The organism is Halorussus halophilus, assembly GCF_008831545.1.
Lineage (GTDB): Archaea > Halobacteriota > Halobacteria > Halobacteriales > Haladaptataceae > Halorussus > Halorussus halophilus.
Genome location: NZ_CP044523.1, coordinates 1,636,750 through 1,658,467, shown reverse-complemented (window position 1 = coordinate 1,658,467; position 21,718 = coordinate 1,636,750). Strand labels below are relative to the sequence as shown.

General features: G+C 61.9%; 25 protein-coding genes. 12 read left to right on the top strand and 13 right to left on the bottom strand.

Annotation, left to right across the window (positions count from 1 at the left end; genetic code table 11):
* Window positions 1-5: 5 nt before the first annotated feature.
* Complete coding sequence (locus tag F7R90_RS08165; RefSeq protein WP_158056779.1) at window positions 6-2,075, bottom strand: hypothetical protein; 2,070 nt, start codon at window positions 2,073-2,075, stop codon at window positions 6-8.
* Between the two features lie 110 nt (window positions 2,076-2,185).
* The gene (locus F7R90_RS08160; RefSeq protein ID WP_158056777.1) at window positions 2,186-2,863 is read right to left on the bottom strand and encodes an MBL fold metallo-hydrolase; all 678 of its coding nucleotides are present in this window, start codon (window positions 2,861-2,863) and stop codon (window positions 2,186-2,188) included.
* A gap of 79 nt (window positions 2,864-2,942) precedes the next feature.
* On the opposite strand from F7R90_RS08160, the gene F7R90_RS08155 reads away from it, so the two are divergent.
* Window positions 2,943-3,620, top strand: a complete 678-nt coding sequence (locus tag F7R90_RS08155) for a VOC family protein (protein WP_158056775.1) — start codon at window positions 2,943-2,945, stop codon at window positions 3,618-3,620.
* A gap of 59 nt (window positions 3,621-3,679) precedes the next feature.
* Here F7R90_RS08155 and F7R90_RS08150 read toward each other — a convergent pair whose 3' ends face one another.
* The gene (locus F7R90_RS08150; protein ID WP_158056773.1) at window positions 3,680-3,985 is read right to left on the bottom strand and encodes a DUF5779 family protein; all 306 of its coding nucleotides are present in this window, start codon (window positions 3,983-3,985) and stop codon (window positions 3,680-3,682) included.
* 159 nt (window positions 3,986-4,144) lie between these two features.
* Between F7R90_RS08150 and F7R90_RS22705 the strand changes: the two genes are divergently transcribed.
* Window positions 4,145-4,279 (top strand): DUF7503 family protein, encoded by a 135-nt coding sequence (locus tag F7R90_RS22705; protein ID WP_267905112.1) that lies wholly within the window; start codon window positions 4,145-4,147, stop codon window positions 4,277-4,279.
* Between the two features lies 1 nt (window position 4,280).
* Here the strand turns inward: F7R90_RS22705 and F7R90_RS08145 are convergent, their stop codons facing one another.
* The 3 genes from F7R90_RS08145 to F7R90_RS08135 all read right to left on the bottom strand — a co-directional run bounded on the left by F7R90_RS08145 (window position 4,281) and on the right by F7R90_RS08135 (window position 7,635).
* On the bottom strand, window positions 4,281-6,398 hold the full coding sequence (locus F7R90_RS08145; protein WP_158056771.1) for a hypothetical protein: 2,118 nt from the start codon (window positions 6,396-6,398) through the stop codon (window positions 4,281-4,283).
* Between the two features lie 7 nt (window positions 6,399-6,405).
* A complete protein-coding gene (locus F7R90_RS08140; protein WP_158056770.1) occupies window positions 6,406-7,104 on the bottom strand; it encodes a DUF7504 family protein in 699 nt (232 codons plus the stop codon).
* Window positions 7,105-7,182: 78 nt separating this feature from the next.
* Complete coding sequence (locus F7R90_RS08135) at window positions 7,183-7,635, bottom strand: ferritin-like domain-containing protein (RefSeq protein WP_158056768.1); 453 nt, start codon at window positions 7,633-7,635, stop codon at window positions 7,183-7,185.
* Window positions 7,636-8,257: 622 nt separating this feature from the next.
* On the opposite strand from F7R90_RS08135, the gene F7R90_RS08130 reads away from it, so the two are divergent.
* The 8 genes from F7R90_RS08130 (at window position 8,258) to F7R90_RS08095 (ending at window position 16,950) form a co-directional block, all read left to right on the top strand.
* The gene (locus F7R90_RS08130) at window positions 8,258-9,529 is read left to right on the top strand and encodes a homocitrate synthase/isopropylmalate synthase family protein (RefSeq protein ID WP_158056766.1); all 1,272 of its coding nucleotides are present in this window, start codon (window positions 8,258-8,260) and stop codon (window positions 9,527-9,529) included.
* A gap of 454 nt (window positions 9,530-9,983) precedes the next feature.
* A complete protein-coding gene (gene ilvB, locus F7R90_RS08125; RefSeq protein ID WP_158056764.1) occupies window positions 9,984-11,777 on the top strand; it encodes a biosynthetic-type acetolactate synthase large subunit in 1,794 nt (597 codons plus the stop codon).
* Window positions 11,774-12,469, top strand: coding sequence for an acetolactate synthase small subunit (gene ilvN / locus F7R90_RS08120; RefSeq protein ID WP_225741295.1), 696 nt, complete (start codon window positions 11,774-11,776; stop codon window positions 12,467-12,469). Before ilvB ends, ilvN begins: the two co-directional genes overlap by 4 nt.
* A complete protein-coding gene (ilvC, locus tag F7R90_RS08115; protein WP_158056762.1) occupies window positions 12,466-13,530 on the top strand; it encodes a ketol-acid reductoisomerase in 1,065 nt (354 codons plus the stop codon). The genes ilvN and ilvC overlap by 4 nt, the downstream gene beginning before the upstream one ends.
* The gene (locus F7R90_RS08110; RefSeq protein ID WP_225741294.1) at window positions 13,523-13,834 is read left to right on the top strand and encodes a hypothetical protein; all 312 of its coding nucleotides are present in this window, start codon (window positions 13,523-13,525) and stop codon (window positions 13,832-13,834) included. The genes ilvC and F7R90_RS08110 overlap by 8 nt, the downstream gene beginning before the upstream one ends.
* A 79-nt stretch (window positions 13,835-13,913) precedes the next feature.
* Complete coding sequence (leuC, locus tag F7R90_RS08105; protein ID WP_158056760.1) at window positions 13,914-15,338, top strand: 3-isopropylmalate dehydratase large subunit; 1,425 nt, start codon at window positions 13,914-13,916, stop codon at window positions 15,336-15,338.
* A complete protein-coding gene (gene leuD / locus F7R90_RS08100) occupies window positions 15,335-15,970 on the top strand; it encodes a 3-isopropylmalate dehydratase small subunit (protein WP_158056758.1) in 636 nt (211 codons plus the stop codon). The genes leuC and leuD overlap by 4 nt, the downstream gene beginning before the upstream one ends.
* The gene (locus F7R90_RS08095) at window positions 15,967-16,950 is read left to right on the top strand and encodes an isocitrate/isopropylmalate dehydrogenase family protein (RefSeq protein WP_158056756.1); all 984 of its coding nucleotides are present in this window, start codon (window positions 15,967-15,969) and stop codon (window positions 16,948-16,950) included. The genes leuD and F7R90_RS08095 overlap by 4 nt, the downstream gene beginning before the upstream one ends.
* A gap of 103 nt (window positions 16,951-17,053) precedes the next feature.
* On the opposite strand, the gene F7R90_RS08090 is transcribed toward F7R90_RS08095, so the two are convergent.
* Window positions 17,054-17,287: a DUF7563 family protein gene (locus tag F7R90_RS08090; protein ID WP_225741293.1), complete on the bottom strand. Its 234-nt coding sequence runs from the start codon at window positions 17,285-17,287 to the stop codon at window positions 17,054-17,056.
* Window positions 17,288-17,575: 288 nt separating this feature from the next.
* On the opposite strand from F7R90_RS08090, the gene F7R90_RS22135 reads away from it, so the two are divergent.
* Window positions 17,576-17,725 (top strand): DUF7557 family protein, encoded by a 150-nt coding sequence (locus F7R90_RS22135; protein ID WP_192498439.1) that lies wholly within the window; start codon window positions 17,576-17,578, stop codon window positions 17,723-17,725.
* 4 nt (window positions 17,726-17,729) lie between these two features.
* Here F7R90_RS22135 and F7R90_RS08085 read toward each other — a convergent pair whose 3' ends face one another.
* The 4 genes from F7R90_RS08085 to F7R90_RS08070 form a co-directional block, all read right to left on the bottom strand.
* On the bottom strand, window positions 17,730-18,314 hold the full coding sequence (locus tag F7R90_RS08085; protein WP_158056755.1) for a protein sorting system archaetidylserine decarboxylase: 585 nt from the start codon (window positions 18,312-18,314) through the stop codon (window positions 17,730-17,732).
* 40 nt (window positions 18,315-18,354) lie between these two features.
* The gene (locus tag F7R90_RS08080) at window positions 18,355-18,813 is read right to left on the bottom strand and encodes a DUF5799 family protein (protein ID WP_158056753.1); all 459 of its coding nucleotides are present in this window, start codon (window positions 18,811-18,813) and stop codon (window positions 18,355-18,357) included.
* 520 nt (window positions 18,814-19,333) lie between these two features.
* The gene (locus F7R90_RS08075; RefSeq protein WP_158056751.1) at window positions 19,334-19,726 is read right to left on the bottom strand and encodes an OsmC family protein; all 393 of its coding nucleotides are present in this window, start codon (window positions 19,724-19,726) and stop codon (window positions 19,334-19,336) included.
* Window positions 19,727-19,820: 94 nt separating this feature from the next.
* Entirely contained in the window at window positions 19,821-20,558 is a 738-nt protein-coding gene (locus F7R90_RS08070; RefSeq protein ID WP_158056749.1) for a metal-dependent hydrolase, read from the bottom strand.
* A gap of 156 nt (window positions 20,559-20,714) precedes the next feature.
* On the opposite strand from F7R90_RS08070, the gene F7R90_RS08065 reads away from it, so the two are divergent.
* Entirely contained in the window at window positions 20,715-21,011 is a 297-nt protein-coding gene (locus F7R90_RS08065; RefSeq protein WP_158056747.1) for a hypothetical protein, read from the top strand.
* A 123-nt stretch (window positions 21,012-21,134) separates the two neighbouring features.
* Here the strand turns inward: F7R90_RS08065 and F7R90_RS22130 are convergent, their stop codons facing one another.
* Both F7R90_RS22130 and F7R90_RS08060 read right to left on the bottom strand, forming a co-directional pair.
* Entirely contained in the window at window positions 21,135-21,287 is a 153-nt protein-coding gene (locus F7R90_RS22130; protein WP_192498438.1) for a hypothetical protein, read from the bottom strand.
* Between the two features lie 6 nt (window positions 21,288-21,293).
* A complete protein-coding gene (locus F7R90_RS08060; protein ID WP_158056744.1) occupies window positions 21,294-21,629 on the bottom strand; it encodes a HalOD1 output domain-containing protein in 336 nt (111 codons plus the stop codon).
* Between the last annotated feature and the right edge of the window lie 89 nt (window positions 21,630-21,718).

Here is a 21,718-nt window from a genome sequence, read left to right as displayed (position 1 = left end):
TAGCGCTACAGCGAACCTAAGTCAAGCGACTCGCTCCAAGTGAACTGACCATCGATTACGAGCGGCAGATTCTCTAGTAAGAGCATCATACTCAATTCGTCGCGCGTGAGCGAAAACGGACCGTGAACTCCCGAGTTCAGGTAGCACGTCCTGTTTTCCACGAATTCTGGTGAGAAGAAGCCACCTAATCCCGCAGTACTCGGCGTATAGCTTCGATGAGTTACTAAGAACTCCTCTCCGTCGCGCTCGATTTCGTATAGTGCGGCGAGACCGCTCTCCGTCTGCACTACGTCTACGTTCCCGTCGCCCACTACTATGTACTGGTCACCGACGATGCTTCGGCCCCGTGCAATCGTCAATGCGGCACGGAGCGGAAATCCACGGTTCAACAAGCGAATCATCGTCTTGCCAACCCGAACCGCGCCGCTGTTGATGACGTCTGACAGCGTCACGACGCCACCGACACTCCCTGCATCGACGAGAGCAAGCCCTTGTTCGTAGGAGCTACACGCGTTGAGCAGGAACGCCTCGACTCCGACCGACTCCACCGTCGTCGCGTCGAGCGTGCCGTCGGCACATTCGAAACCGTCTTCGCCGATGTGACCGATGTAGTGCAGGAACGCAGTCTCCGATTGCAAGACTTCTCGAAGCTCGTCGGTCGAAAGATTACGATGGACCGTTACCTCGAACGGGAGTTCCGCCCGAGAACCGTACACTTCGGTGGCGAGGTCGCTCTCTTCGCCCATCTCGGTATCGTTACAGACGACCGTGATTTCTGTCGTGCCCTCGGAAACGTCTCTCGAAATGCGATTTCGGAACGCCTTGGCGGTCACCTTGCTCGCGTCCTTGGGCGCGTGGTCACCGAGCCACGCCTGTTCGACCGAGTCGGTACGTTCAGGGTGAACGAGTGGCATCTCGCCGCTCGACTCCGCTGCACTACGGGTGAAGTCCCCGTCCCGAACGAACTCGCCAGTCGTTGCAGGTTGTGCCTGCACCTGTGGGGATTGCTCGTGTGCTTTCGGCGTCCGAACGACTGCGAGGTCGTTGACCACGAACGGAAGCGACTCGACGTTGTCGCTCGTCGGTTCGACGTGCGTCGTCAACTTCCACTTCGGAAGGTACTCCTCGATAGTTTCGAACTCGACGGAGAGGTACCCCTCCAACTGCTCGCCGATGGTCGAGTCGTACAACGCTTCGAAGTCCAAGTCCACGAGCGGTTCGACCGCTCGCCGTTCGTGGAGGTCGACCTCGTAGAGACCCTCCGTCCGGACGAGACAGTCGAAGAAGAACGTCTGTTTGAGGACGCGTTCTACCGTCTGCTCGTACCCGAGTGGGCCTTCGAGGTCGTACGTGAACCCGCTGTCGGTGACGATTCGCGGTCTCTGTCCCGGTGCGAGTTCGGCCCCGAGGTAGAACGCGAGCGGAGCGACGACGTAGAGTGCACTCAGCGTCGGCGGAACTTCGATTCGAACGTCCGTCTCGGGTATCTCCAACTCGTCGGGAACGTGGAGTTCCTCGCCGAGTTCTATCTGCGGCGGATGCCCCCGGAGCGTCGGGAAACTGCGCTCGGGACTCGTCGTCTTCAGTGCCGACGAGAACGCCGAGATAGCAGTCATCACGTCCGTCGGGTCCCTCGTGGTCGTGACGGTTGCGGCCGGTCGCTCGTGGTGAGAGCGTGCGCCGATTAGCACTTCGGCTTCGGAATCGAACTCGAATCGGAATCGCTCAGCAGTCGCCGACACCGAGATGGGACCTTCGACGGCGAGATAGAGTTTCATCGGGGCGCACAGTTCGACGTAGTACTTGCCGTTGGGGAACACTTCTTGGGTCCCATCCAGGATTTCCGCGCGCATGGTGCCGTCACTGTCGCGAAGATACGTCGCCACGATTTGGGGGAGCGAAATCGCGTCCGTCCGAATCGAGACGGCGTCGTCTACGGGAAACAGGAACCGCTCGGTGGAGACGGAACTCGGCGAGACGTCGCTCGCTGTCGAGAGTTCGTACACCCGCTGCTCGACGTGATCGCGAATTTCGATACCTGTCGGTTCGGCCGTCGAACGGAACGACAGCGTCACGGGAGACCCCCCGAACAGCTATCAGAGTTTGTTCGTCGAGCAACTCGCATACCCATAGTTAAGATAGTAAAAATAAAAATTTATCGCTAATTAATTGACTCGACTGTGTATCAATCAGTTAAGAACAGCCGAATGTTTCGAGCGAATAGTTTCGGTGTTCGTCGCCGCGCACCGCGAAGCGTCGCCGTGAGTACCGATGCGGCGTCATCAGCCACGCCGGCACCGTGGCCGACCACGATGCGCTCCGGTCGGAGGCCGCGCAGTGCCTTCGGTGGTATCGGTCTGAGCATCGGATGGACGCCTAAGCGTTCGCTTTCGGTGGTGAAGTACGGGGCACTGCCGATGGCTTCGGGGACCACGAGCGTTCCAGACTCGTCGTCGTACAGTGCGGCCTCTTCCCACCCGAACGAGTCGAAGACCTTGACGACGCGATAGTCGGTCTCGGGCAGCGTTCCGTCGAAGCGTTTCAGCGGCGCGCGCATCTCCTGCACGCGGTCGAACCACGAGGGGACGTACACCGGGACGTCGTGGCGACGAGCGATTTCGTCGGCGTCGCGGAAGTGGCGGTTGAGCAGGACGACGACACCTTCGACTGTCCCGAACTCCGCCAGCAGGTCGTCGAGTTCCGGCGCGTCTACTGGGTCTACGACCCACACCTTGCCGTCTACTTCGAGCGCGTGGCTCGCTCGTTGCATCGTCTCGTCGGGGTGGGCTAGCCAACCGACGCCGTGGTCCCAGCGGTCTATCTCCTCGAACTCCGTCGCCGGTTGGGACTGTTTTAGTGGCATAGCAGTTACTACGGGCCGAGCCTACAAAATCCCCAGTGGCCCGCGAGAATTTAAGCGGACGGCCCACGAAGTAGACACGATGCTCTCGGGGTTGCGTTGGCTGGCGCTCGAAGCGAAGTATCTCGACCGCGCGCGAGAGTTCTACACCACGACTCTCGACCTGCCAGTCGTCGGCGAAACCGACGACGAGGTAGTTCTCGCGGCCGGAGAGACAGACCTACTGCTCAGACGACCGGCGTCGGTGCCGCGCGGTGGCGTCCACACCCACTACGCGCTCGCGACGCCGCCGTCGAAGTACGACGCGTGGTACGACCGACTCGACGAGGACTTCGAGTTGACCGAGTTCGACTTCGGCGGGTCGCGCTCGCTGTACTTCTACGACCCGGACGGCAACTGCGTCGAAATCGGTGGTTGTGGCGCGGGCGAGGGGGACATCACGTCGGTGTTCGAAATCGCCCTCGAAGTCGAGGACCTCGCGCGTGCGGAGTCGTTCTACTGCACGCTCGGGTTCGAGGTCGTGGACCGCGGGGACGACCGGCCGCGTGTGCGCCTCGACGGGCCGGTAGCGCTCGAACTCTGGGAACCCCAACTGGGAATCGCCGACGCTCGTGGCGGACTCCACGTCGATATCGGATTCGAGACCGAGGACCCCACAGCGGCCGCCGAGGCTGTGGCCGAGCAAGCGTGCGCTGTCGAAGAGCGAGGCGATGACGTGCGCGTGCGCGACCCAGACGGTCACTATGTGACCTTCAGGTAGGAGTGCTGACCGGACGCAGCCACGAGTAACTCGTCCCGGCCTGTACGATAACCTCGGGACTACTTCAGTCGCTCCGTGTCGATGCTCACGTCCGCTGGCGAGACGATGAGGAAGTCTCGGAAGTGGACGACGTTGCCGCCGCGTTCTTTGACCATCGGTGCGAGTTCGCCCGCGAGTTCTGGGAGGTCGCCCTGAATCGCGAGGACCAGTACGTCGCCGCTCTCCACGATGTCGAACCACTCTCGGTGGTCGGTCGTTCCATCGAGGACGCCGAGCGCAATGCGCCGGTTGGTCGCCTCAGTGCCCTCCTCGTCCCGATCTATCTCCTTCTCGACCGTCTGAAGGTCGAGGTCGAAGCTTCCCATATCGGGTCGCTCACACTCCCTGGACAAAAATCCTTGTCTGCAAAAAGATGTTATTCTCGCAATACTTGAATTGCTTTCACGCCGCTACATTAATAATGTTTATATTGAAACGAATTAGATAGATTAAATTGTCACGACCGTGTACTGTCTATCGTTACCATGAACCAGAACATGATTGCGGAGTACCTGCGTGAGAATCCGAAAGCGATGGGCGTCCTGTTCTCGGCCTGCTTGCTGTTGATGGAAGCAGGGAACGTGGCGGCGAACGGGGCATCGGCACATGCTGGCCCATAAATCAGATCGCTGATACAGGTAACTGGTCACTCCAGTAGAGACCCTCCTCGGTCTCGACCGGTATCAGTTCGAGACCCAAGAACGATTTGAGGTCCTCTCGGGTTAATTTGAATGTGTCGAGAACACCAGAGCTAAGATAGCAACTAGCAGAATCCGAGACGTTTACAGAATTTGTCGCCCCTAGCCGAAACTTCCGGGTAGGATACGATTTGAGCGTCATTCTGAAACGTTCTGCACTCAACCTCGTCAGTTCCGCGTATAGAGGAGTTCCACTCTCACTCTGACACAGTGTCAATCCGCCGTCGCCCACCGCCACGTACTGATACGCCGCCGCAACGTCGTCTTTCACAATCGACAAGGCGGACCTGAGCGAGAACCCACAGTTCAACAGTCGTCCGAGCGTCTGGCCAGTCTCGGTCGCAACGCTGTTGGCGACTTCCGAGAGCGTCACGACGCCGCCGTAACTCCCGGCTTCGACTAACGCCTGGCCCTGCTCGTAGGAGCTACAGGCGTTCAGCAGGAACGCCTTGACGTTCACGTCCTCGACAGTTCGCACGTCGAGGTGGCCGTCCGGACAGCGGAGTCCGGCCGCTTCTGCGTGGCCAATGTAGTGCAGGAAGTCCGCTTCCGTTGCCAGCAAATCCGCGAGTGCTGCCGTCGTCAGGTCGTAGTGGATGCACACGTCGAACTTGAGCAGTTCCCGCATGCCGTAGAACTCCTCGACGATACCTTCGGCTTTCATGCGCTCGTCGTTGCAGACGACGTGAATCTCGATGTTCGACTTCTCCGGCACCGTGCGCTCGACGCGTCGCCGATAGGACTCGACGCTCGTCTTGTTCGCACCTATCGGGATGCCGTCGCCGACCCACGCGTGTTCGACCGTCTCGGCGGGGTTCGGGTTGAAGACGTCTTCCGATGGCGTGGCGGTCTCGCTCCCTTCGGCGACGCTCCGGGTGAACTCCTCGTCGTCTGGCGACCGGGAGGACTCGTCCTCGGCGGACCGGAAGAACTCGTCTATGGGTTCCGGCGTCGGCGACACTTCGCCCGCGGTCAGGCCGGACGGACACCGAACGAGCGCGAGGTCCGACGCGACGAACGGAAGCACTTCGGCGTTCTCTGCGGTCGGGACCACGTCCGTCGTCAGGTTCCAGTCCGGAACGTGTTCTTCGATGGTCTCGAACGGGACCGAGAGGTACGCTTCGAGTCGCTCGGCGAGCGGAACGTCGTAGAGTGCCGCGAAGTCGAGGTCAACGAGCGATTCGACCGCGTGTCGCTCGTGCAACTCGACTTCGTAGTAGCCCTCGGTCCGCGTGAGACAGTCGAAGAAGAACGTCTGCTTGAGGACGCGGCCAATCGTCTGCTCGTATCCGAGCGGTCCGTCGAGCAGGTACGTGAAGTCATCACCGGCGAGTAGTCGTGGTTCTTCTCCCGGAACCACCTCCGCACCGAGATAGTACGCAAGCGAACTCGCCGGATAGACGTACTCGTACGCCGCCGGAACCTCGATTCGGACGCCCGTCTCGGGGCGTTCTAATCCGTCGGGGACCGAAAACTCCTCACCGACTTCTATCAGCGGTGGATGGCCGCGAAGTGTCGGGAAACTCCGTTCGGGACTCGTCGTCTTCAGCGCGGACCCGAGATAGGAGATGGCTTTCATCGCTCCTTCCGGGTCCGGTGTCGTGGTGATAGTCGCCGCTGGCTTGTCGTGGAACGACCGCGCGCCGATTCGAACCTCGGTCTCGGCGTCGAAGGCGATAGTGACCGCAGTCTCAGCGTGTCGGAGGTCGAACCCGCTCTCTACGGCGAGGTACAACTTCATCGGTGCAGTGGTCAGTTCCAACACGTACGACCCCGACTCGAACGACCGGTCGAAGTGGTCGGCGTTGTCGGCCACGAGGTCGCCGTCCCGCGTGCGGACGAAGACGTTCGCCAACTTCGGAATCTCTATCTCCGGGGTCCGAACGCTCACCGCGGAATCGACTGGGAAGTAGAACTCCTCGGTCGCCGTCTGTGACGGTTCGACGGCGTCGGGCGTGAACAGCGCGAAGCGGGCGTTCTCGATGGGGTCGGCTATCTGTAGGCCGGTTCGGTCGGGGTGTGGCGCGAACTCAGGTTCCATGGTCAGTTCATAGCTGTACCCACTCGGTCGCCTGTCCGTACTCCGGGACGTGCCATCGTTGCTCTGCCGGCAGGCCCTCGCGCTTCCGGAGTTCGATGCGCGCCTCGACTACCGGCGTCAGCCGTTCGACTAACTCCGAGTCGTCCGGGTGGCGGAGGTGGTAGTGGGCCATCCCGCGCACGTCGCGCACTTCCTCGGAAACGCTCCGAACGAACTCCGCGAGACTCGCCTCGTCGTGGTCGTGTCCCAAGTAGTCGAGCGAATCGACAGACAGTCGAAGTTCGGCGGGGTCGAGTCCATCCTTCTCGAAGTACTCGATAGCCGAGAGGATTTCTTCGCGGAGGCCCGCGAGATGAGTTCGATATTCGTCGGGCGTCGGTTCGTCGCCGTCTGCCGGTTCATCGACGGGAGACGGGACCGCTCGGTGGTCTGCCTGCTGGCCGATGACCCACACGCTCGACGCGTCCGGAGCGACACCCTTTGGGAGTCGGTCGTGGACGGATTGGTCGCCGTCCGCGAGCGTGAGGACCCGCTTCCGGTCCACGTTGGCCGCGCCGAGAAGCGTCCGAGTGGCCCGTGCGGTCACGCTCTGGGATACTTCACCCGTCACGAGGAGGTTACAGCCGTCTCGCTTGAGACGGTGTAGGACCTCTCGGAACCGGTCGGGGGAGTCCTCCCCGCGAAATTTCGCCCGCTGTAATGCCATATCGTACCATACGACAGGGTGAATGATGATAAATTTTTGTATTAAAAATTTAGAGAAGTAGCGGCGGTTCAGCGTGAATTAGTCGTTTTCGTACTCACGCTTGAACCCGCGGAACTCCGTGCGGTGTGCTTCTTCGTCGGTCAGAATCGTGACCGCGAGGTCTTCGGTGACCGGGTCGTCGCCGTCCGCGGCGTCGATGAGCTGTCGGTAGGTCTGAATCGCATCCTCTTCCGCTTCCAGGACGCCCTCGATGACCGACAGTACGTCCGTGCTGTCCTCCGGCGGTTGGAGACTTTCCTGCTGCGCCTCGAAGTCGTAGGACGCGGGCGGGCGCTCGTCCAGTTGCTTGAGGCGGTTGCCGATCATCTCCGCGTGGCCCAACTCCTCTTGGATGTCGGCTTCGAGGCTTTCCTTGACCTCTTCGGCGCTCACGCCGTCGAGGACGATGGAGTTGGTCAGGTAGTTCATCACTGTCTCGATTTCGTCGGCGTACGCCTTCTTCAGGAGGTCGGTGACTTCTTGATTGCTCATGCCACAGTTTGTACGCTCTCGCTGCACTTATTACTGTGCCACCGGGGTGGGTTGGGGGAGATGAGGGAGGATTTGGGAACGCGAGAATCGATTGGACTTCAACTAGCGAAAGCCGAGCGAACAACCGACGAGGAACTTTCTACGAGGAAACGATGGTTCTGCTAGCGGTCACACATTAGTAGCAGAGATAGCAGTGGAGCTAGCTACTCCCGAAACCGATGAGAGACCGCACAGCAACCGCACCAGCCACAGCCCTCCCCACCCGATTGCGTTACTCAGTTACGGGAGACGCGACCACTTGGGTCGCGTTTCCCGCGTTCCGTTACTTACCCCTCGCACGGGTTCGGCGTGACACAGGGTCACGCCGTCAGAGTTTGCTCTGACGAGCCTTCGTTCACTCCGTTCACGAAGACGCCAGCGCGCGCCACAGATTTCCCCCGCCATTAGCAATTAAAAAACATCGTCCTCGTCACCCTTCAGGCCACGACCGTACCAATTGTATAAGGACGTATTATCACGTCCAATCGATTTCAGGCCGTTGTAGTCGTGCGGTTTTTCGAACCTCCACGAATCTTCGTCAAACTCCGACCGTTGGCGGAATCTGTCTCAGCAAAACGCTTAAATAGGAGTTCGCGCCCAGAAGGAGACACGATGTCTCACGACACATCCTCGTCCGATACCAGTCGGGCGGGTCGAGTTCTTCCAGGGAACGCTCGCAACTACTACTGAGTTCGAGTCCGCGCGGGTCTTCGACACGACCCTGCGCGACGGCGAGCAAGCACCGCGCACTTCCTTCTCATACGACGAGAAGCGCGCCATCGCGGCGACGCTAGACGAGATGGGCACCCACGTCATAGAGGCTGGGTTCCCGGTCAATTCGGACGCCGAGTTCGAAGCCGTCAGCGATGTCGCCGCGAGTACGTCCACGACGACTTGTGGACTGGCACGCGTCGTAGAGAAGGACGTCGAAGCAGCCATCGACTCCGGCGTCGAGATGGTCCACACGTTCGCCTCCACGAGCGACGTGCAAATCGAAGATTCGATGCACGCCACGCGCGAGGAAGTCGTCGAACGCTCCGTCGAGGCCGTCGAGCGCGTCGTCGAGTCTGGCGCGACAGCGATGTTTTCACCGATGGACGCCACCAGAACAGATACCGACTACCTGATAGAGGTGGTCGAAGCCGTCACCGAGGCGGGCGTCGATTGGATAAACATCCCCGACACCTGCGGGGTCGCCACGCCGAGCCGATTCGCCGAGTTGGTCGCCACAGTTCGAGACCACACCGACGCGCGAATCGACGTGCACACGCACGACGACTTCGGCATGGCGTCGGCGAACGCCATCGCCGGGTTCGAGGCCGGGGCCGACCAAGCGCAGGTCTCGGTCAACGGCATCGGCGAGCGTGCGGGCAACGCTGCCTACGAAGAGGTCGTCATGGCCGTCGAGTCGATTTACGGCGTCGAGACCGACATCGACACGACGTACATCGCGGACCTCGCCCAAGCAGTCGAGGAGTACAGCGACGTGCCCGTCCCGGCGAACAAGCCGGTCGTCGGCGACAACGCGTTCGCCCACGAGAGCGGTATCCACGCCGCGGGTGTCATCGAGAACAGCGACACCTTCGAACCGGGCTGTATGACCCCAGAGATGGTCGGTGCCGAACGTGAGTTCGTGCTGGGCAAACACACCGGCACCCACTCGGTCCGCAAGCGCCTCGAAGAGCGCGACTTCGCCCCGACTGATTCGGAAGTACGCGAGGTCACTCGCCGAGTGAAGGACTTCGGTGCAGAGAAGAACCGGGTCACGGCCGCCGACCTCGAACGGTTCGCCCGAGAGGTCGGGGTCGCCCACGAGGACGCAGACGGAGAACCGGAGACGGAGGTCAAAGCGTAATGACTACCTCTCGATTCGCAGTGGCTCGACAGCGGCAGGTGAGTCGCCAGTCTCCAATCACGGAGGGTCCGATTACGTCCGGCCCGATTACCCGGGCCGCGAATCGTACAGACACTAGAGCCGAAAATCGTGTGGAACGCCACCACACTCCGATATATCGCAAGCGTTGCCATTCGAGTAACCGTTATAATCGTGCGGGACGGTACACTTTCAGTAACGATGCGACAGCGAACCACCGCTGGACGACTTCGATCCGTCGTGAGCGGTGTCGCTGTCGAGCGCGTCGAGATTATTGTAGGGGCTTGAGCCCCTACTACACTACTTTTCCGACCCGCCGGTTTGCCGCATCGACTTCGAACAGCAGTGAGAGACGCGCTCGACCGATGAACGCCACATCGACACACGCACGACCAGAGAGACAGTATCGCCAGCGAGACTCGGAGGTGAGTCGGACGTGAGCGAACGCGCGCCGCCGGAGGTCACAGACCCCGACGACGCCGACTCGCCCGAGGCTCCGACCGCCGAGTCCGCAGAAGAGACCACAGCCGCAGACCGAACAACGCCGGAAACTGGTGCAGAGTCCGTCGTCACGGCACTCGAACAGGCTGGAGCCAAGACGCTGTTCGGCGTCCAAGGCGGCGCAATCATGCCCGTCTACGACGCGCTGTACGACTCCGCGCTCAGCCACGTCACGATGGCCCACGAGCAGGGCGCGGCCCACGCCGCCGACGCCTACGGCGTCGTTTCCGGCGAAACCGGCGTCTGTCTCGCTACCTCGGGACCCGGCGCGACGAACCTCGTCACCGGCATCGCGGACGCCGACATGGATTCGGACGCCATGCTCGCGCTGACCGGACAAGTCCCCTCGGCGATGGTCGGCTCCGACGCGTTCCAAGAGACTGACACGACGGGCGTCACCGCCCCGATTACGAAGCACAACTACTTCGCTGGCGACGCCGAGACGGTCGGCGACACAGTCGGCGAGGCGTTCGCGCTGGCCGCCGCTGGCCGACCCGGACCGACGCTGGTGGACCTCCCGAAGGACACCACGCTGGACGAGACCGATAGAGAGCCGGGTCCCGCAGAGACGCCGGAGACGTACTCCGTGCGGGAGGAACCGAACTCGGAGCAAGTCGAATCTGCCGCCCGCGCAATCGAGCGCGCGGAGAAACCGCTGTTGCTGTTCGGCGGCGGCGTCGTCAAGGGCGAGGCCTGCGAAGAGGCCCGAAACTTCGCCACCGAACACGGGATTCCGGTCACGACGACGATGCCCGCAATCGGGTCGTTCCCAGAGGACCACGACCTCTGTCTGTCGTGGGCCGGGATGCACGGCACTGGCTACGCCAACATGGCGATTACGCACACCGACTGCCTGATTGCCATCGGCACGCGCTTCGACGACCGACTGACCGGTGGCGTCGATACCTTCGCGCCGGAAGCCGAAGTCGTCCACGTAGACATCGACCCCGCCGAAATCTCGAAGAACGTCCACGCGGACTACCCCGTCGTCGGGGACGCTGGAACGGCCATCGAACAAGTGGACGCCGAAATGTCGCGCTCACCGGACACGCGCGAGTGGGCACAGCAGTGTGAATCGTGGCAGGAGGAGTACCCGCTGACCTACGAGACGCCCGACGACGAACCGCTCAAGCCGCAGTTCGTCGTTGAAGCCTTCGACGAAGCGACCGAGGACGACACCATCGTCACGACCGGCGTCGGCCAACACCAGATGTGGGCCGCGCAGTTCTGGACCTACACGGAGCCGAGAACGTGGGTCTCCTCGCACGGACTCGGCACGATGGGCTACGGCGTTCCCGCCGCGATCGGTGCGCGACTCGCCGCTGACGACGACCAGCAGGTCGTCTGCTTCGACGGCGACGGGTCGTTCCTGATGACGATGCAGGAACTGTCCGTGGCAGTTCGGGAGAATCTGGACATCACCGTCGCGGTGCTGAACAACGAGTACATCGGCATGGTCCGCCAGTGGCAGGACGCCTTCTTCGAGGGCCGACAGATGGCCGCCGACTACCAGTGGTGCCCCGAGTTCGACAAACTCGCCGAGGCGTTCGGTGCGCTGGGCATCAGCGTGGACGACTACGACGAAGTCGCCGACGCAGTCGAGGAGGCACTGAACTACGACGGCCCGGCGGTCATCGACTTCCACATCGACCCCACCGAAAACGTCTACCCGATGGTCGCCAGCGGCGGTGCAAACGGCAAGTTCGCGCTCTCGGAGGACCAACTATGAGCGACGACAGTTCCGCATCCGCGGGAATGCCCGGCCCGGCACCAGACGAGCGCCCGCACCCGGATGGCCGACGCAACGCGCAGGGCATCCGCATCGACCCCGAGGCGGAGGCCGAACCGGACTCCCGAACCGCCGTCGTCTCCGCGCTGGTCGAACACGAACCGGGCGTCCTCTCGCGAGTCTCCGGGCTGTTCTCCCGGCGGCAGTTCAACATCGAGAGTCTGACCGTTGGGCCGACGACGGTCGAAGGCCACGCGCGCATCACGCTCGTGGTCGAGGAGACCGACCCCGGCATCGACCAAGTAGAGAAGCAACTGGCGAAGCTGAAACCCGTGATTCAGGTCGGGGAAATCGACGACGACGCGGTACAGGCCGAACTCGTCCTGCTGAAAGTGCGGGGTGACGAACCCGACAAGGTCCACGCCATCACGCAGATGTACGACGGCCAGACCTTGGACGCGGGACCGCGCACTATCACGGTCCAAATCACGGGCGACCAAGACAAGATAGACGACGCAGTTGACGCCTTCGCACAGTTCGGAATCATCGAAATCGCACGCACTGGCCAGACCGCGCTGGCGCGGGGCGACACGCCGACCACGCCCGGCGAGGAACCGGGCCACGACAAGTCGCCCGCGACGTCGAGCGACGAAGCAACCGACGACCAAACTTCCACAACTCACGAACAATGACCGACGAATTCGACACCGACGTATACTACGACGACGACGCAGATAGTTCGCAAATCGATAACAAAACCGTAGCCGTCCTCGGCTACGGCAGTCAAGGCCACGCCCACGCGCAGAACCTCGACGAAAGCGGGGTAGACGTAATCGTCGGCCTGCGCGAAGGCTCGTCTTCGCGCGATGCCGCCGAAGCAGACGGACTGGCCGTGGCGACACCGAAGGAAGCCGCCAGCGAGGCCGACATCGTGTCGGTGCTGGTGCCCGACACGGTTCAGCCAGCAGTGTACGAAGACGTTCGGAGCGAACTCGACGCTGGCGACACGCTCCAGTTCGCCCACGGCTTCAACGTCCACTACGGCCAAATCGAACCAGCTGAGGACGTGGACGTGACGATGATTGCGCCGAAGTCGCCCGGCCACCTCGTGCGCCGCAACTACGAGAACGGCGAGGGGACGCCCGGTCTCCTCGCGGTGTATCAGGACGCGACAGGCGAAGCGAAGCAGGAAGCACTGGCCTACGGGAAAGCAATCGGCTGTACGCGCGCAGGCGTGGTCGAGACCACGTTCCGCGAAGAGACCGAGACCGACCTGTTCGGCGAGCAGGCCGTCCTCTGCGGCGGCATCTCCGAACTCATCAAAATCGGCTACGAGACGCTCGTGGACGCGGGCTACAGCCCCGAGATGGCCTACTTCGAGTGCATGAACGAGATGAAACTCATCGTGGACCTCATGTACGAAGGCGGACTCGGCGCGATGTGGGACTCCGTCTCGGACACCGCTGAGTACGGCGGTCTGACCCGCGGCGAGGCAATCGTGGACGACACGGCCCGCGAGAACATGGAGGAGGTTCTGGAACAGGTCCAGAACGGCGAGTTCGCCCGCGAATGGATTGCGGAGAATCAGGCGGGACGGCCGTCCTACCGCCAGCGCCGCATCGCCGAGAAGAACCACGAGATAGAGGACGTGGGCGAGCGACTGCGCGAACTGTTTGCCTGGTCCGAAGAGGAACAAGAGACTGAACCGAGCGAGAACGACGACGAGAAAGAACGAGTGACAGCAGATGACTGACAACAGAACCCGACGACCAGCGACCCGAATCACGACCGACCGAGACTCGACCGGCGACCGAAACCCAATCACGAACACGATGGGAGAGGTGAGCCACAACCATCCGTACACCGCCCGCGGGGCCATCAACCGGCCGTTCGAACGCGGGCCAGTAGTGGCCGCAGACGGAGGGCGCAGAGATGCGGGCCACGAGAAGAAGCACCAAATGAAAGACGTAGACCACACCCCGCCGCACGGCGAGGGCGCGAAGCGCGTCTTCGAGCGTGGCGGCGAGGGCGAAGAAGACGAAGAGACCGAAGAGTAAGCATGGTTTCTGGCAACGTATTTTCCGACGCAACGGCGCAGAGAGCGTGGTGTAGCAAGACGAGTGGGAGGTGTCGAACGTGAGCGAACGAACCCTGTACGACAAGGTGTGGGACCGACACAAGGTCACGACCCTGCCGACCGGACAGGACCAGTTGTTCGTCGGTCTCCACCTCGTCCACGAAGTGACGAGTCCCCAAGCGTTCGGGATGCTTCGCGAGCGGGACTTGGCTGTCGCCTTTCCCGAGCACACGCACGCCACCGTAGACCACATCGTTCCGACCGAAGACCGCGAGCGACCGTACGACGGCGCGGCCGAGGAGATGATGGCCGAACTGGAGGAGAACGTCCGCGAGGCGGGTATCCAGTTTTCGGACCCCGACACCGGGAATCAGGGCATCGTCCACGTCATCGGCCCGGAACAGGGTCTGACTCAGCCCGGTACGACTATCGTCTGCGGTGACTCGCACACCGCGACCCACGGGGCCTTCGGAGCCTTGGCGTTCGGCATCGGCACCTCCCAGATTCGGGACGTGCTGGCGACCGGCACCGTGGCGATGGAGAAACAGAAGGTCCGTCAGATTCGAGTCACGGGCGAACTCGGCGACTGTGTCGAGGCCAAAGACGTGATTCTCGAAATCATCCGCCGACTCGGCACCGACGGCGGCGTCGGCCACGTCTACGAGTACGCGGGCCAAGCCATCGAGAGCATGGGCATGGAAGGCCGGATGAGCATCTGCAACATGTCTATCGAGGGCGGCGCGCGTGCGGGGTACGTCAACCCGGACGAGACGACCTACGAGTGGCTCGAAACGACCGACAAGTTCGCAGACAATCCCCAAAAGTTCGAGCGACTGATACCCTACTGGGAGTCCATCTCCTCCGACCCCGATGCCGAGTACGACGACGAAGTCGTCATCGACGGGTCGTCGCTCGAACCGGTCGTCACGTGGGGCACCACGCCCGGTCAAGGCGTCGGCGTCACCGAAGAGATTCCGGACCCCGACGAATTACCCGAATCCGACCGAGAGACTGCCCGCAGAGCGCAAGAACACATGCGCGTCGAACCCGGCGAGACCATGCAGGGCTACCAAATCGACGTGGCGTTCTTGGGGTCCTGCACGAACGCACGCCTGCCGGACCTCCGGCGCGCCGCGCGACTCGTCGCAGGCAAGCAGGTCCACGACGACGTGCGCGCGATGGTCGTCCCCGGAAGCCAGCGCGTCAAGAGCGCCGCCGAGCAGGAAGGCCTCGACGAGGTCTTCGAGGAGGTTGGCTTCGACTGGCGCGGCGCTGGCTGTTCGATGTGTCTCGGCATGAACGACGACCAACTGGAGGGCGACGAAGCGTGCGCCTCCTCGTCGAACCGCAACTTCGTCGGCCGACAGGGGAGCAAGGACGGCAGGACCGTCCTGATGAACCCCAGAATGGTCGCCGCGGCCGCAATCGAAGGCGAAGTCACGGATGCACGCGAACTGGAGGAGAAAGAGGTAAAAACCGCATGAGCGACGAAATCGAAACCGTCGAGCGAGTCGCAGGCACTGCCATCCCGGTCAGGGGCAACGACATCGACACCGACCAAATAATCCCGGCGCGGTTCATGAAGGTCGTCACCTTCGACGGTCTGGGACAGTTCGCGTTCTACGACCAGCGATTTGATTCGGAAGACAATCAGAAAGAACACCCCTTCAACGAAGAGCAGTACCACGACGCCTCTGTGCTGGTCGTCAACGCCAACTTCGGCTGTGGCTCCTCCCGGGAACACGCCCCGCAGGCGCTCGCACGCTGGGGCATCGACGCCGTGGTCGGCGAGAGCTTCGCCGAAATCTTCGCGGGCAACTGTCTCGCGCTCGGGATTCCGACCGTCACGGCCGACAGCGAAAGCATCGAGACGTTGCAAGCGTACGTCGAAGCGAACCCCGACACACAGATAGAAGTGGACGTAGCGGACGAGACAGTTCGGTACGGTGACCAGCAAATCGCCGCGACAGTGGACGACGCCCAGCGAAAGGCGCTCGTGGAGGGCGTCTGGGACACGACGGCCCTACTCAAGTCGAACTCGGAGTCGGTCGCGCAGACCGCGCGCGACCTGCCGTACGTCGATAGCGAGCAGGACGACGGGGAGGCCGCAGAATGACCGAATCGAAGACTATCGCCGTGATTCCGGGCGACGGCATCGGCAACGAGGTCGTTCCCGCCGCGCGCGAAGTGCTGGCGGCAGTCGAACCCGACTTCGAGTTCGTCGAAGGCGAGGCAGGCGACGCGGTGAAAGAAGACACTGGCACAGCACTTCCCAAAGAGACCCGCGAACTCGCTGCGACTGCTGACGCCACGCTGTTCGGCGCGGCGGGCGAGACGGCGGCCGACGTTATTCTCCCGTTGCGTCAGATAGTCGGCTCCTTCGCCAACGTGCGACCGGTCCGGGCGTACCCCGGCGTCGAGGCTCCCAACCCCGAGACCGACCTCGTCTTCGTCCGGGAGAACACCGAGGGCGTCTACGCCGGACACGAAGCCGAGATTGCGCCGGGCGTAACCACGCTTACACGGGTCGTTACTGAATCCGCGTCGCGCGAAATCGCCCGTTACGGCTTCGAATACGCCGCCGAACGCGACTTGAGCGTGACAGTCGCTCACAAGGCGAACGTGATGCGCGAGACGGACGGTCTCTTCTTGGAGACTGCTCAAGCAGTTGGGTCGGAGTACGACGTGCCGAGCGACGACGCGCTGATGGACGCGCTGGCGATGCACCTCGTCCAGCGGCCAGCAGACTACGACGTGGTCATCTGCCCCAATTTGGCCGGGGACATGCTCTCGGACTTGGCGGCGGGCTTGGTCGGCGGTCTCGGCCTACTCCCGAGCGCGAACATTGGCCCCGAGCGTGCGCTGTTCGAACCGGTCCACGGTACCGCGCCCGACATCGCGGGCGACGGCGTCGCCAACCCGAGCGCGGCGATGCTGTCGGCCGCGATGCTGTTGGAGTACTTCGACTACGACGAGGCGGGCCAGCGCGTTCGCTCGGCGGTCGAATCGACGCTCGAAGCAGGTCCGCACACGCCCGACCTCGGCGGCGGGGCGACGACCAGCGACGTGACTGCCGCGGTGCTAGAGCGGTTGTAACAGAGAGAAGTCGTCCGCAGTCGCGCTCTGGTTTCCGGCCAGAACGACGGTCCCCCGTACGTGCCTCCTCGTGTCGGTACGTCTCTTCAGTGGTCCTGAACGTTCAGCGGAGCGGTTCTCGGCCGCCGATGAGGTTCGTCGTATCGACGGTCTCGGCGCGTGCGCCACCCTTCTTGACCTCTGTGGCAGTCATACACTCCAGACAGCCGAAGACTTGGTTCCGGTTGTTCCCGAAGACGCGGGCGAAGTCGCGCGTGACGAAAGAGCCACAGCTCTGACATCGGTTCTCTGCCATCGTGTCACTGCTGGTCGTGAGTTTGTTGTCGGTTTGGGTCATGCCTGCCTCCTCAGCGGTTGTTACACGCCATCCCACCCACTTTGTTATCCAGTACCTACACCCCCGTAATCAACCGCTACCGGTGCCGTAACCGAGTGTTACGGCCCGTAGCGCTGGGTGGTTAATTCCCGGAGCACCCTCGTAATTTAAGCCCATAGAATGTGAAGGTCTTAGGCCAGCGTGAAGTGTCGATACGAGTCGTTACGATTCGCCCGCTTGCCGCGATTTCTCCTGCGACGACAGATGCCCCAGTTCGCTTAAGGTGACCGCTGCCGTCAGTTCTGCGTGATGCCCAAAATCCACGTGGACGACGAGACCATCGACCGTCTGGATAGCCTTCGAACCGAAGACGAGTCGTACGACGAGCTCATCACCGAACTCATCAACATCTACGAGGCCGAGGAACTGACGCTGTTCCACGGCGGCGACGAGATTTAGACCGTCAGGTCAGTCGCGTCTCGCCAGCACGAACCCGGTCGCCGCGCTCAACTCGGAGGTCGTCGAGGTTGGCCGACTCCGAGAGTAGCACGTCGGCGCGACTGCCGAACGAGATGTGACCGAGGCGCTCGCCCCGCGCCAGTTCGTCGCCCGCTTCGACGTAGGGGTGGATGCGGCGGGCGAACGCGCCCGCGATGAGCGTGACTGTGTGGTCCGGGAATTCGATGTGCAACTTCTCGTTGTTGTCCGACTCCTTCGAGAACGCGGGCCGGTGCTTGCCGGGTTCGTGTTCGACTGCTTCGACCCGCCCGCCCAGCGGCGCGCGATTGACGTGCACGTCGGTGACGTTCATGAACACGCCGACGCGAACCCGGTCGCCTTCCTCCCGAATCACCGAGACCTTGCCATCGGCAGGTGCGAGGACCCCATCTTCTGGGGGCGAGCGGTCGGGGTCCCGATGGAAGTGGAGCGCGAAGAGACCGAGCGCGAGCGCGCCGAGGGTGGCGAACGGCGACAGTAAGAGTGCCGGAACCGACAGCGCGAAACAGACGGCGGCGTAATCCACTCCGCCGGGTGCGAACCTGCTCATTATTCGGTCGTCGCTCGTTCGTTGGTCGTCGCTTGCCCGTTCATGCTTCGCTCGCGGCGTCTCGAATACGGTCCCACTTGCCCTGCGCTTCGAGTCGGTCCTGCAGTTCGTCGGCGTACTCCTGTGCGAGCCGCTCTGCTTTTTGGAGTTCCTCGTCGTCTACGCCGTCGCTTCCGCCGCCGAGACCGAGGGCGTTCTTCATCGAGTCGAAGACGCCGCCACCGCTCTTGGACTTGCCGCCACCGCCTGCACCGCCGCCCATCGCACCCATCTGGGAACGGATGTTCTCCATCTCCGGAAGCACCTGCTCGATTTTCGACGTGTCGGCAACGAGTCGCGCCTGCTCGTCGTCCTCGGGGTTCTCGATTTCGAACTCGACGGCCGTCATGACGAGGCCCCACTCCTGCCGGGAGAACTGCGAGTCAGTCACTCGCTGGGCGAACTCCTTATCGACTGCCATCCGGTCACCGACTATCATGTCTTGCCACGCTCTGCTCATGCGTGGATTGTTTAACTGGGAAGGGTATGAGGTTTTCCAACCACCTTTTTTCTCGTCGGGTTCCTTCGCGCCGTAGGCGCTCGGAACCACTCCTCGAAAAATCTGGACCAAAAAATGGATGCAGAGAGATCTGGCCGTCAAACGGCCAGATTTCTCGCATCTGCTGACTCCGTTAGGTGACCGCACAGCAGTGCGAGGACCACATCCCTCCCCGACCGATTCGCTCCGTTCCCTCCGGTCACATCATTCATCCTTCGTGCGACGGCCGGCGTGACCACGAGGGTAGCGCCAGCGCGCGCCGTGACCCAAAAGTAATTTCTCGAATTTTCACTGATAACTTGGCGCGCGCGGTCGCGGTGCCGTGACGGTGCAGTGCGGTCTTTGCACGGCTTTGTATCGGGAATAGCTAGCCTGTTCGCGGCTACAGAATCAGTACTGTAGACTACTTTTCAATCTCCACATTCGCCATCACCAAATCGACGCCACAAAAGAAAGTACGAATCTACCCGACTAACTCTATCTACAGAGAGCCGCTCTCGACCGACACGTCCGCTTCGAGTTCGGCCTTCAGCGCGTCGTGGACCTTGCAGAGCTGATTCGCACGAGTAACCACTTTCTCGGCCTGCTCGTCGGTCATCTCCGTGGCCGTCTTGACCGTGAACGAGACCGATTTCAGTTTGTCGTCGTCGTTGAGCGAGCCGTCTACGTCGATTTCGATCTTGCCGAGGTCGCCGACGTCACGCTGTTCCGCGCCGACGCGGAGGGCCGGAACGTAACACGACCCGTAGGTCGCCAGCAGGACTTCGAGCGTGTCCGGGGCGTCCTCGCCCGTCGCGTCGATGTCGATGTTGAAGTCCCGAATCTGGTTCTCGGCACTGAATCCCTCGTCGGACGTAGTAGTGACTTCTGGCATACGTCTCGATACAGTTGCGCCACGCCCCTAAGTATTGCTCATCAGGCAGAGAACGGCGAAAAATCGTGAGGATTGGTAGCAAGACCAGCGGTCGTCAGTAGCCTATCGCGTCCGCGAGGTCGAACGTCTCGTCGCCGGAAAGAATTTTCACTTCGGCGTCGCTGCCAGCGGCCTTGACCTCTTTCCGGAAGTCCTCGGGGTCCTGCTCGATTGGTGGGAAGGTGTCGTAGTGCTGTGGGAACGCGTAGTCGGCGTCAACCCAATCGACCGCGACGGCGGCCTGCCACGGTCCCATGGTGAAGTGGTCGCCGATAGGTGCCGCCACAGCGTCCGGTTCGAGGTACGGGCCGACGACTTCGCGCATCTCCGTGTGGAGCGCGGTGTCGCCCATGTGGTAGAACGACTGGCTCTCTTCGTCGGAGACCTGCGTCGGCTTGGTGTCGCTGACGACGAAGCCAGCAGGCATCCCGCCAGTCGCGCCGTAGGACGTGTCCAGACCGTTCGTGTGGTCCGCCCGAACCATCGTCACGTAGGCGTCGCCGACTTCGACGGTGCCGCCGATGTTCATCCCCATCCCGCCAACGGCTTCGTAGTCGCCGAACTCGTCCCGGCAGTACGAGACGACTTCCGGGGAGGCGACGAGTTTCGTCCCCTCGTAGCGGTCCACGTCGCCGATGTGGTCGGCGTGGCCGTGTGTGAGCAGGAGGTAGTCTGGGTCGAGTTCCTCCGGGTCGGTGTCAGTTTTGGGGTTGTCGAAGAACGGGTCGATGAGCAGTTCCGTTCCCTCTACTTCGACGTGCCACGTGGAGTGACCGTACCAGGTGAGTTTCATGATGCAACCCGAAATACGACGGTTCGGGACGTAAAGGTTGGCGGCAGGTCCCGGAGAGTTTCACCGAAGAGAGCGATGACCATTCATCACGAGAAAATTTTATATGCTATTAGACAACACATAACAATATTCGGCTCACCTGCCGAACGACTTACCATGCAAATCGAAACAGTTGGAATCGCGGTAATGATCGTCCTCGCACTGCTCGTCGGTGGTAGCGCGGCGACCTACGACGCACCGGAAGCGACGAACGGATACCACACTAGTCCTCCGGACCTCGCTCCCGCGACGAGTCCACCAATAGATGTGAACGACCGAGACGCCTCGGCGGACGCTCTGGAAACGTCGCCACCCGCGTTAGAAACGTCGCCACCTGCGGCCGACACCGGCGTCACGTCTCCGACTCAGCGGCCAGTCCAGAGCTACGTTCGAGACCACGGTTGGCTCTACTGAGTGAACGCAGGAACCGAACGGGCCGCCTCACCATTTTGCGATGCAAATAGTCGCCGGCCGTGGGAAGGGGAGAACTGCAGAGAGCCGTCAGCACCGGAGGATGCCGGATTCACCACGTCAGCGTTATCGCCGCACCTGACACGTCTCCGTCGATTGAATCCACGCGTGTTCGTTTTCGGTGTCTTCTATCATCGCCACCACGCGGGACCCGACGGTGTACTCGGTGTAGGTGTCTCGCGGTTCCTCGGCGAACTTTGTCGGTGGTTTGTACTTCATTGCTAGCTACTCCGATTCGGTGGACTGTGCTGTCGTTTCCGTGGCACTCTCTGTGGCCCGGGGCGTCACGACGACTTTACCGTAGCTGTGAACCACGACCTCACACCCTTCCATCATGAAGACGACGCGGCCGCCCCGTCGCGGCATCCCGTTGCCCTTGTCTTCGAACAGTCGCTCCAGTGCCTCTGGGTTCACCACGTCGTACAGCCCGGTAGTCAGTTCCCGCTCGTCGATGCCCTTCGCGTCGGCGACTGCCCGAACCACGGTAACGACGGTCTCGTTCAACCGACCGTCTTCGACGTTCCGCTCGATTGATTTCTTTACTCGTCTGTTCTCGTCCATTACCGGTACCTTGGGGCTACACGAACAAAGGGGTAGCCACTACATACGTAGTGTCACTTCGAGCAGGAGGTTATACATTTAGATTCGTC

Excerpts from the sequence above, each read along its gene's own strand:
- F7R90_RS08160 (WP_158056777.1), bottom strand. The coding sequence starts at position 2,863 with ATGCCACTAAAACAGTCCCAACCGGCGACGGAGTTCGAGGAGATAGAC.
- F7R90_RS08155 (WP_158056775.1), top strand. The coding sequence starts at position 2,943 with ATGCTCTCGGGGTTGCGTTGGCTGGCGCTCGAAGCGAAGTATCTCGAC.
- F7R90_RS08150 (WP_158056773.1), bottom strand. The coding sequence starts at position 3,985 with ATGGGAAGCTTCGACCTCGACCTTCAGACGGTCGAGAAGGAGATAGAT.
- F7R90_RS22705 (WP_267905112.1), top strand. The coding sequence starts at position 4,145 with ATGAACCAGAACATGATTGCGGAGTACCTGCGTGAGAATCCGAAAGCG.
- F7R90_RS08145 (WP_158056771.1), bottom strand. The coding sequence starts at position 6,398 with ATGGAACCTGAGTTCGCGCCACACCCCGACCGAACCGGCCTACAGATA.
- F7R90_RS08140 (WP_158056770.1), bottom strand. The coding sequence starts at position 7,104 with ATGGCATTACAGCGGGCGAAATTTCGCGGGGAGGACTCCCCCGACCGG.
- F7R90_RS08135 (WP_158056768.1), bottom strand. The coding sequence starts at position 7,635 with ATGAGCAATCAAGAAGTCACCGACCTCCTGAAGAAGGCGTACGCCGAC.
- ilvN (WP_225741295.1), top strand. The coding sequence starts at position 11,774 with ATGAGCGACGACAGTTCCGCATCCGCGGGAATGCCCGGCCCGGCACCA.
- ilvC (WP_158056762.1), top strand. The coding sequence starts at position 12,466 with ATGACCGACGAATTCGACACCGACGTATACTACGACGACGACGCAGAT.
- F7R90_RS08110 (WP_225741294.1), top strand. The coding sequence starts at position 13,523 with ATGACTGACAACAGAACCCGACGACCAGCGACCCGAATCACGACCGAC.
- leuD (WP_158056758.1), top strand. The coding sequence starts at position 15,335 with ATGAGCGACGAAATCGAAACCGTCGAGCGAGTCGCAGGCACTGCCATC.
- F7R90_RS08095 (WP_158056756.1), top strand. The coding sequence starts at position 15,967 with ATGACCGAATCGAAGACTATCGCCGTGATTCCGGGCGACGGCATCGGC.
- F7R90_RS08090 (WP_225741293.1), bottom strand. The coding sequence starts at position 17,287 with ATGACCCAAACCGACAACAAACTCACGACCAGCAGTGACACGATGGCA.
- F7R90_RS22135 (WP_192498439.1), top strand. The coding sequence starts at position 17,576 with ATGCCCAAAATCCACGTGGACGACGAGACCATCGACCGTCTGGATAGC.
- F7R90_RS08085 (WP_158056755.1), bottom strand. The coding sequence starts at position 18,314 with ATGAGCAGGTTCGCACCCGGCGGAGTGGATTACGCCGCCGTCTGTTTC.
- F7R90_RS08080 (WP_158056753.1), bottom strand. The coding sequence starts at position 18,813 with ATGAGCAGAGCGTGGCAAGACATGATAGTCGGTGACCGGATGGCAGTC.
- F7R90_RS08075 (WP_158056751.1), bottom strand. The coding sequence starts at position 19,726 with ATGCCAGAAGTCACTACTACGTCCGACGAGGGATTCAGTGCCGAGAAC.
- F7R90_RS08070 (WP_158056749.1), bottom strand. The coding sequence starts at position 20,558 with ATGAAACTCACCTGGTACGGTCACTCCACGTGGCACGTCGAAGTAGAG.
- F7R90_RS08065 (WP_158056747.1), top strand. The coding sequence starts at position 20,715 with ATGCAAATCGAAACAGTTGGAATCGCGGTAATGATCGTCCTCGCACTG.
- F7R90_RS22130 (WP_192498438.1), bottom strand. The coding sequence starts at position 21,287 with ATGAAGTACAAACCACCGACAAAGTTCGCCGAGGAACCGCGAGACACC.
- F7R90_RS08060 (WP_158056744.1), bottom strand. The coding sequence starts at position 21,629 with ATGGACGAGAACAGACGAGTAAAGAAATCAATCGAGCGGAACGTCGAA.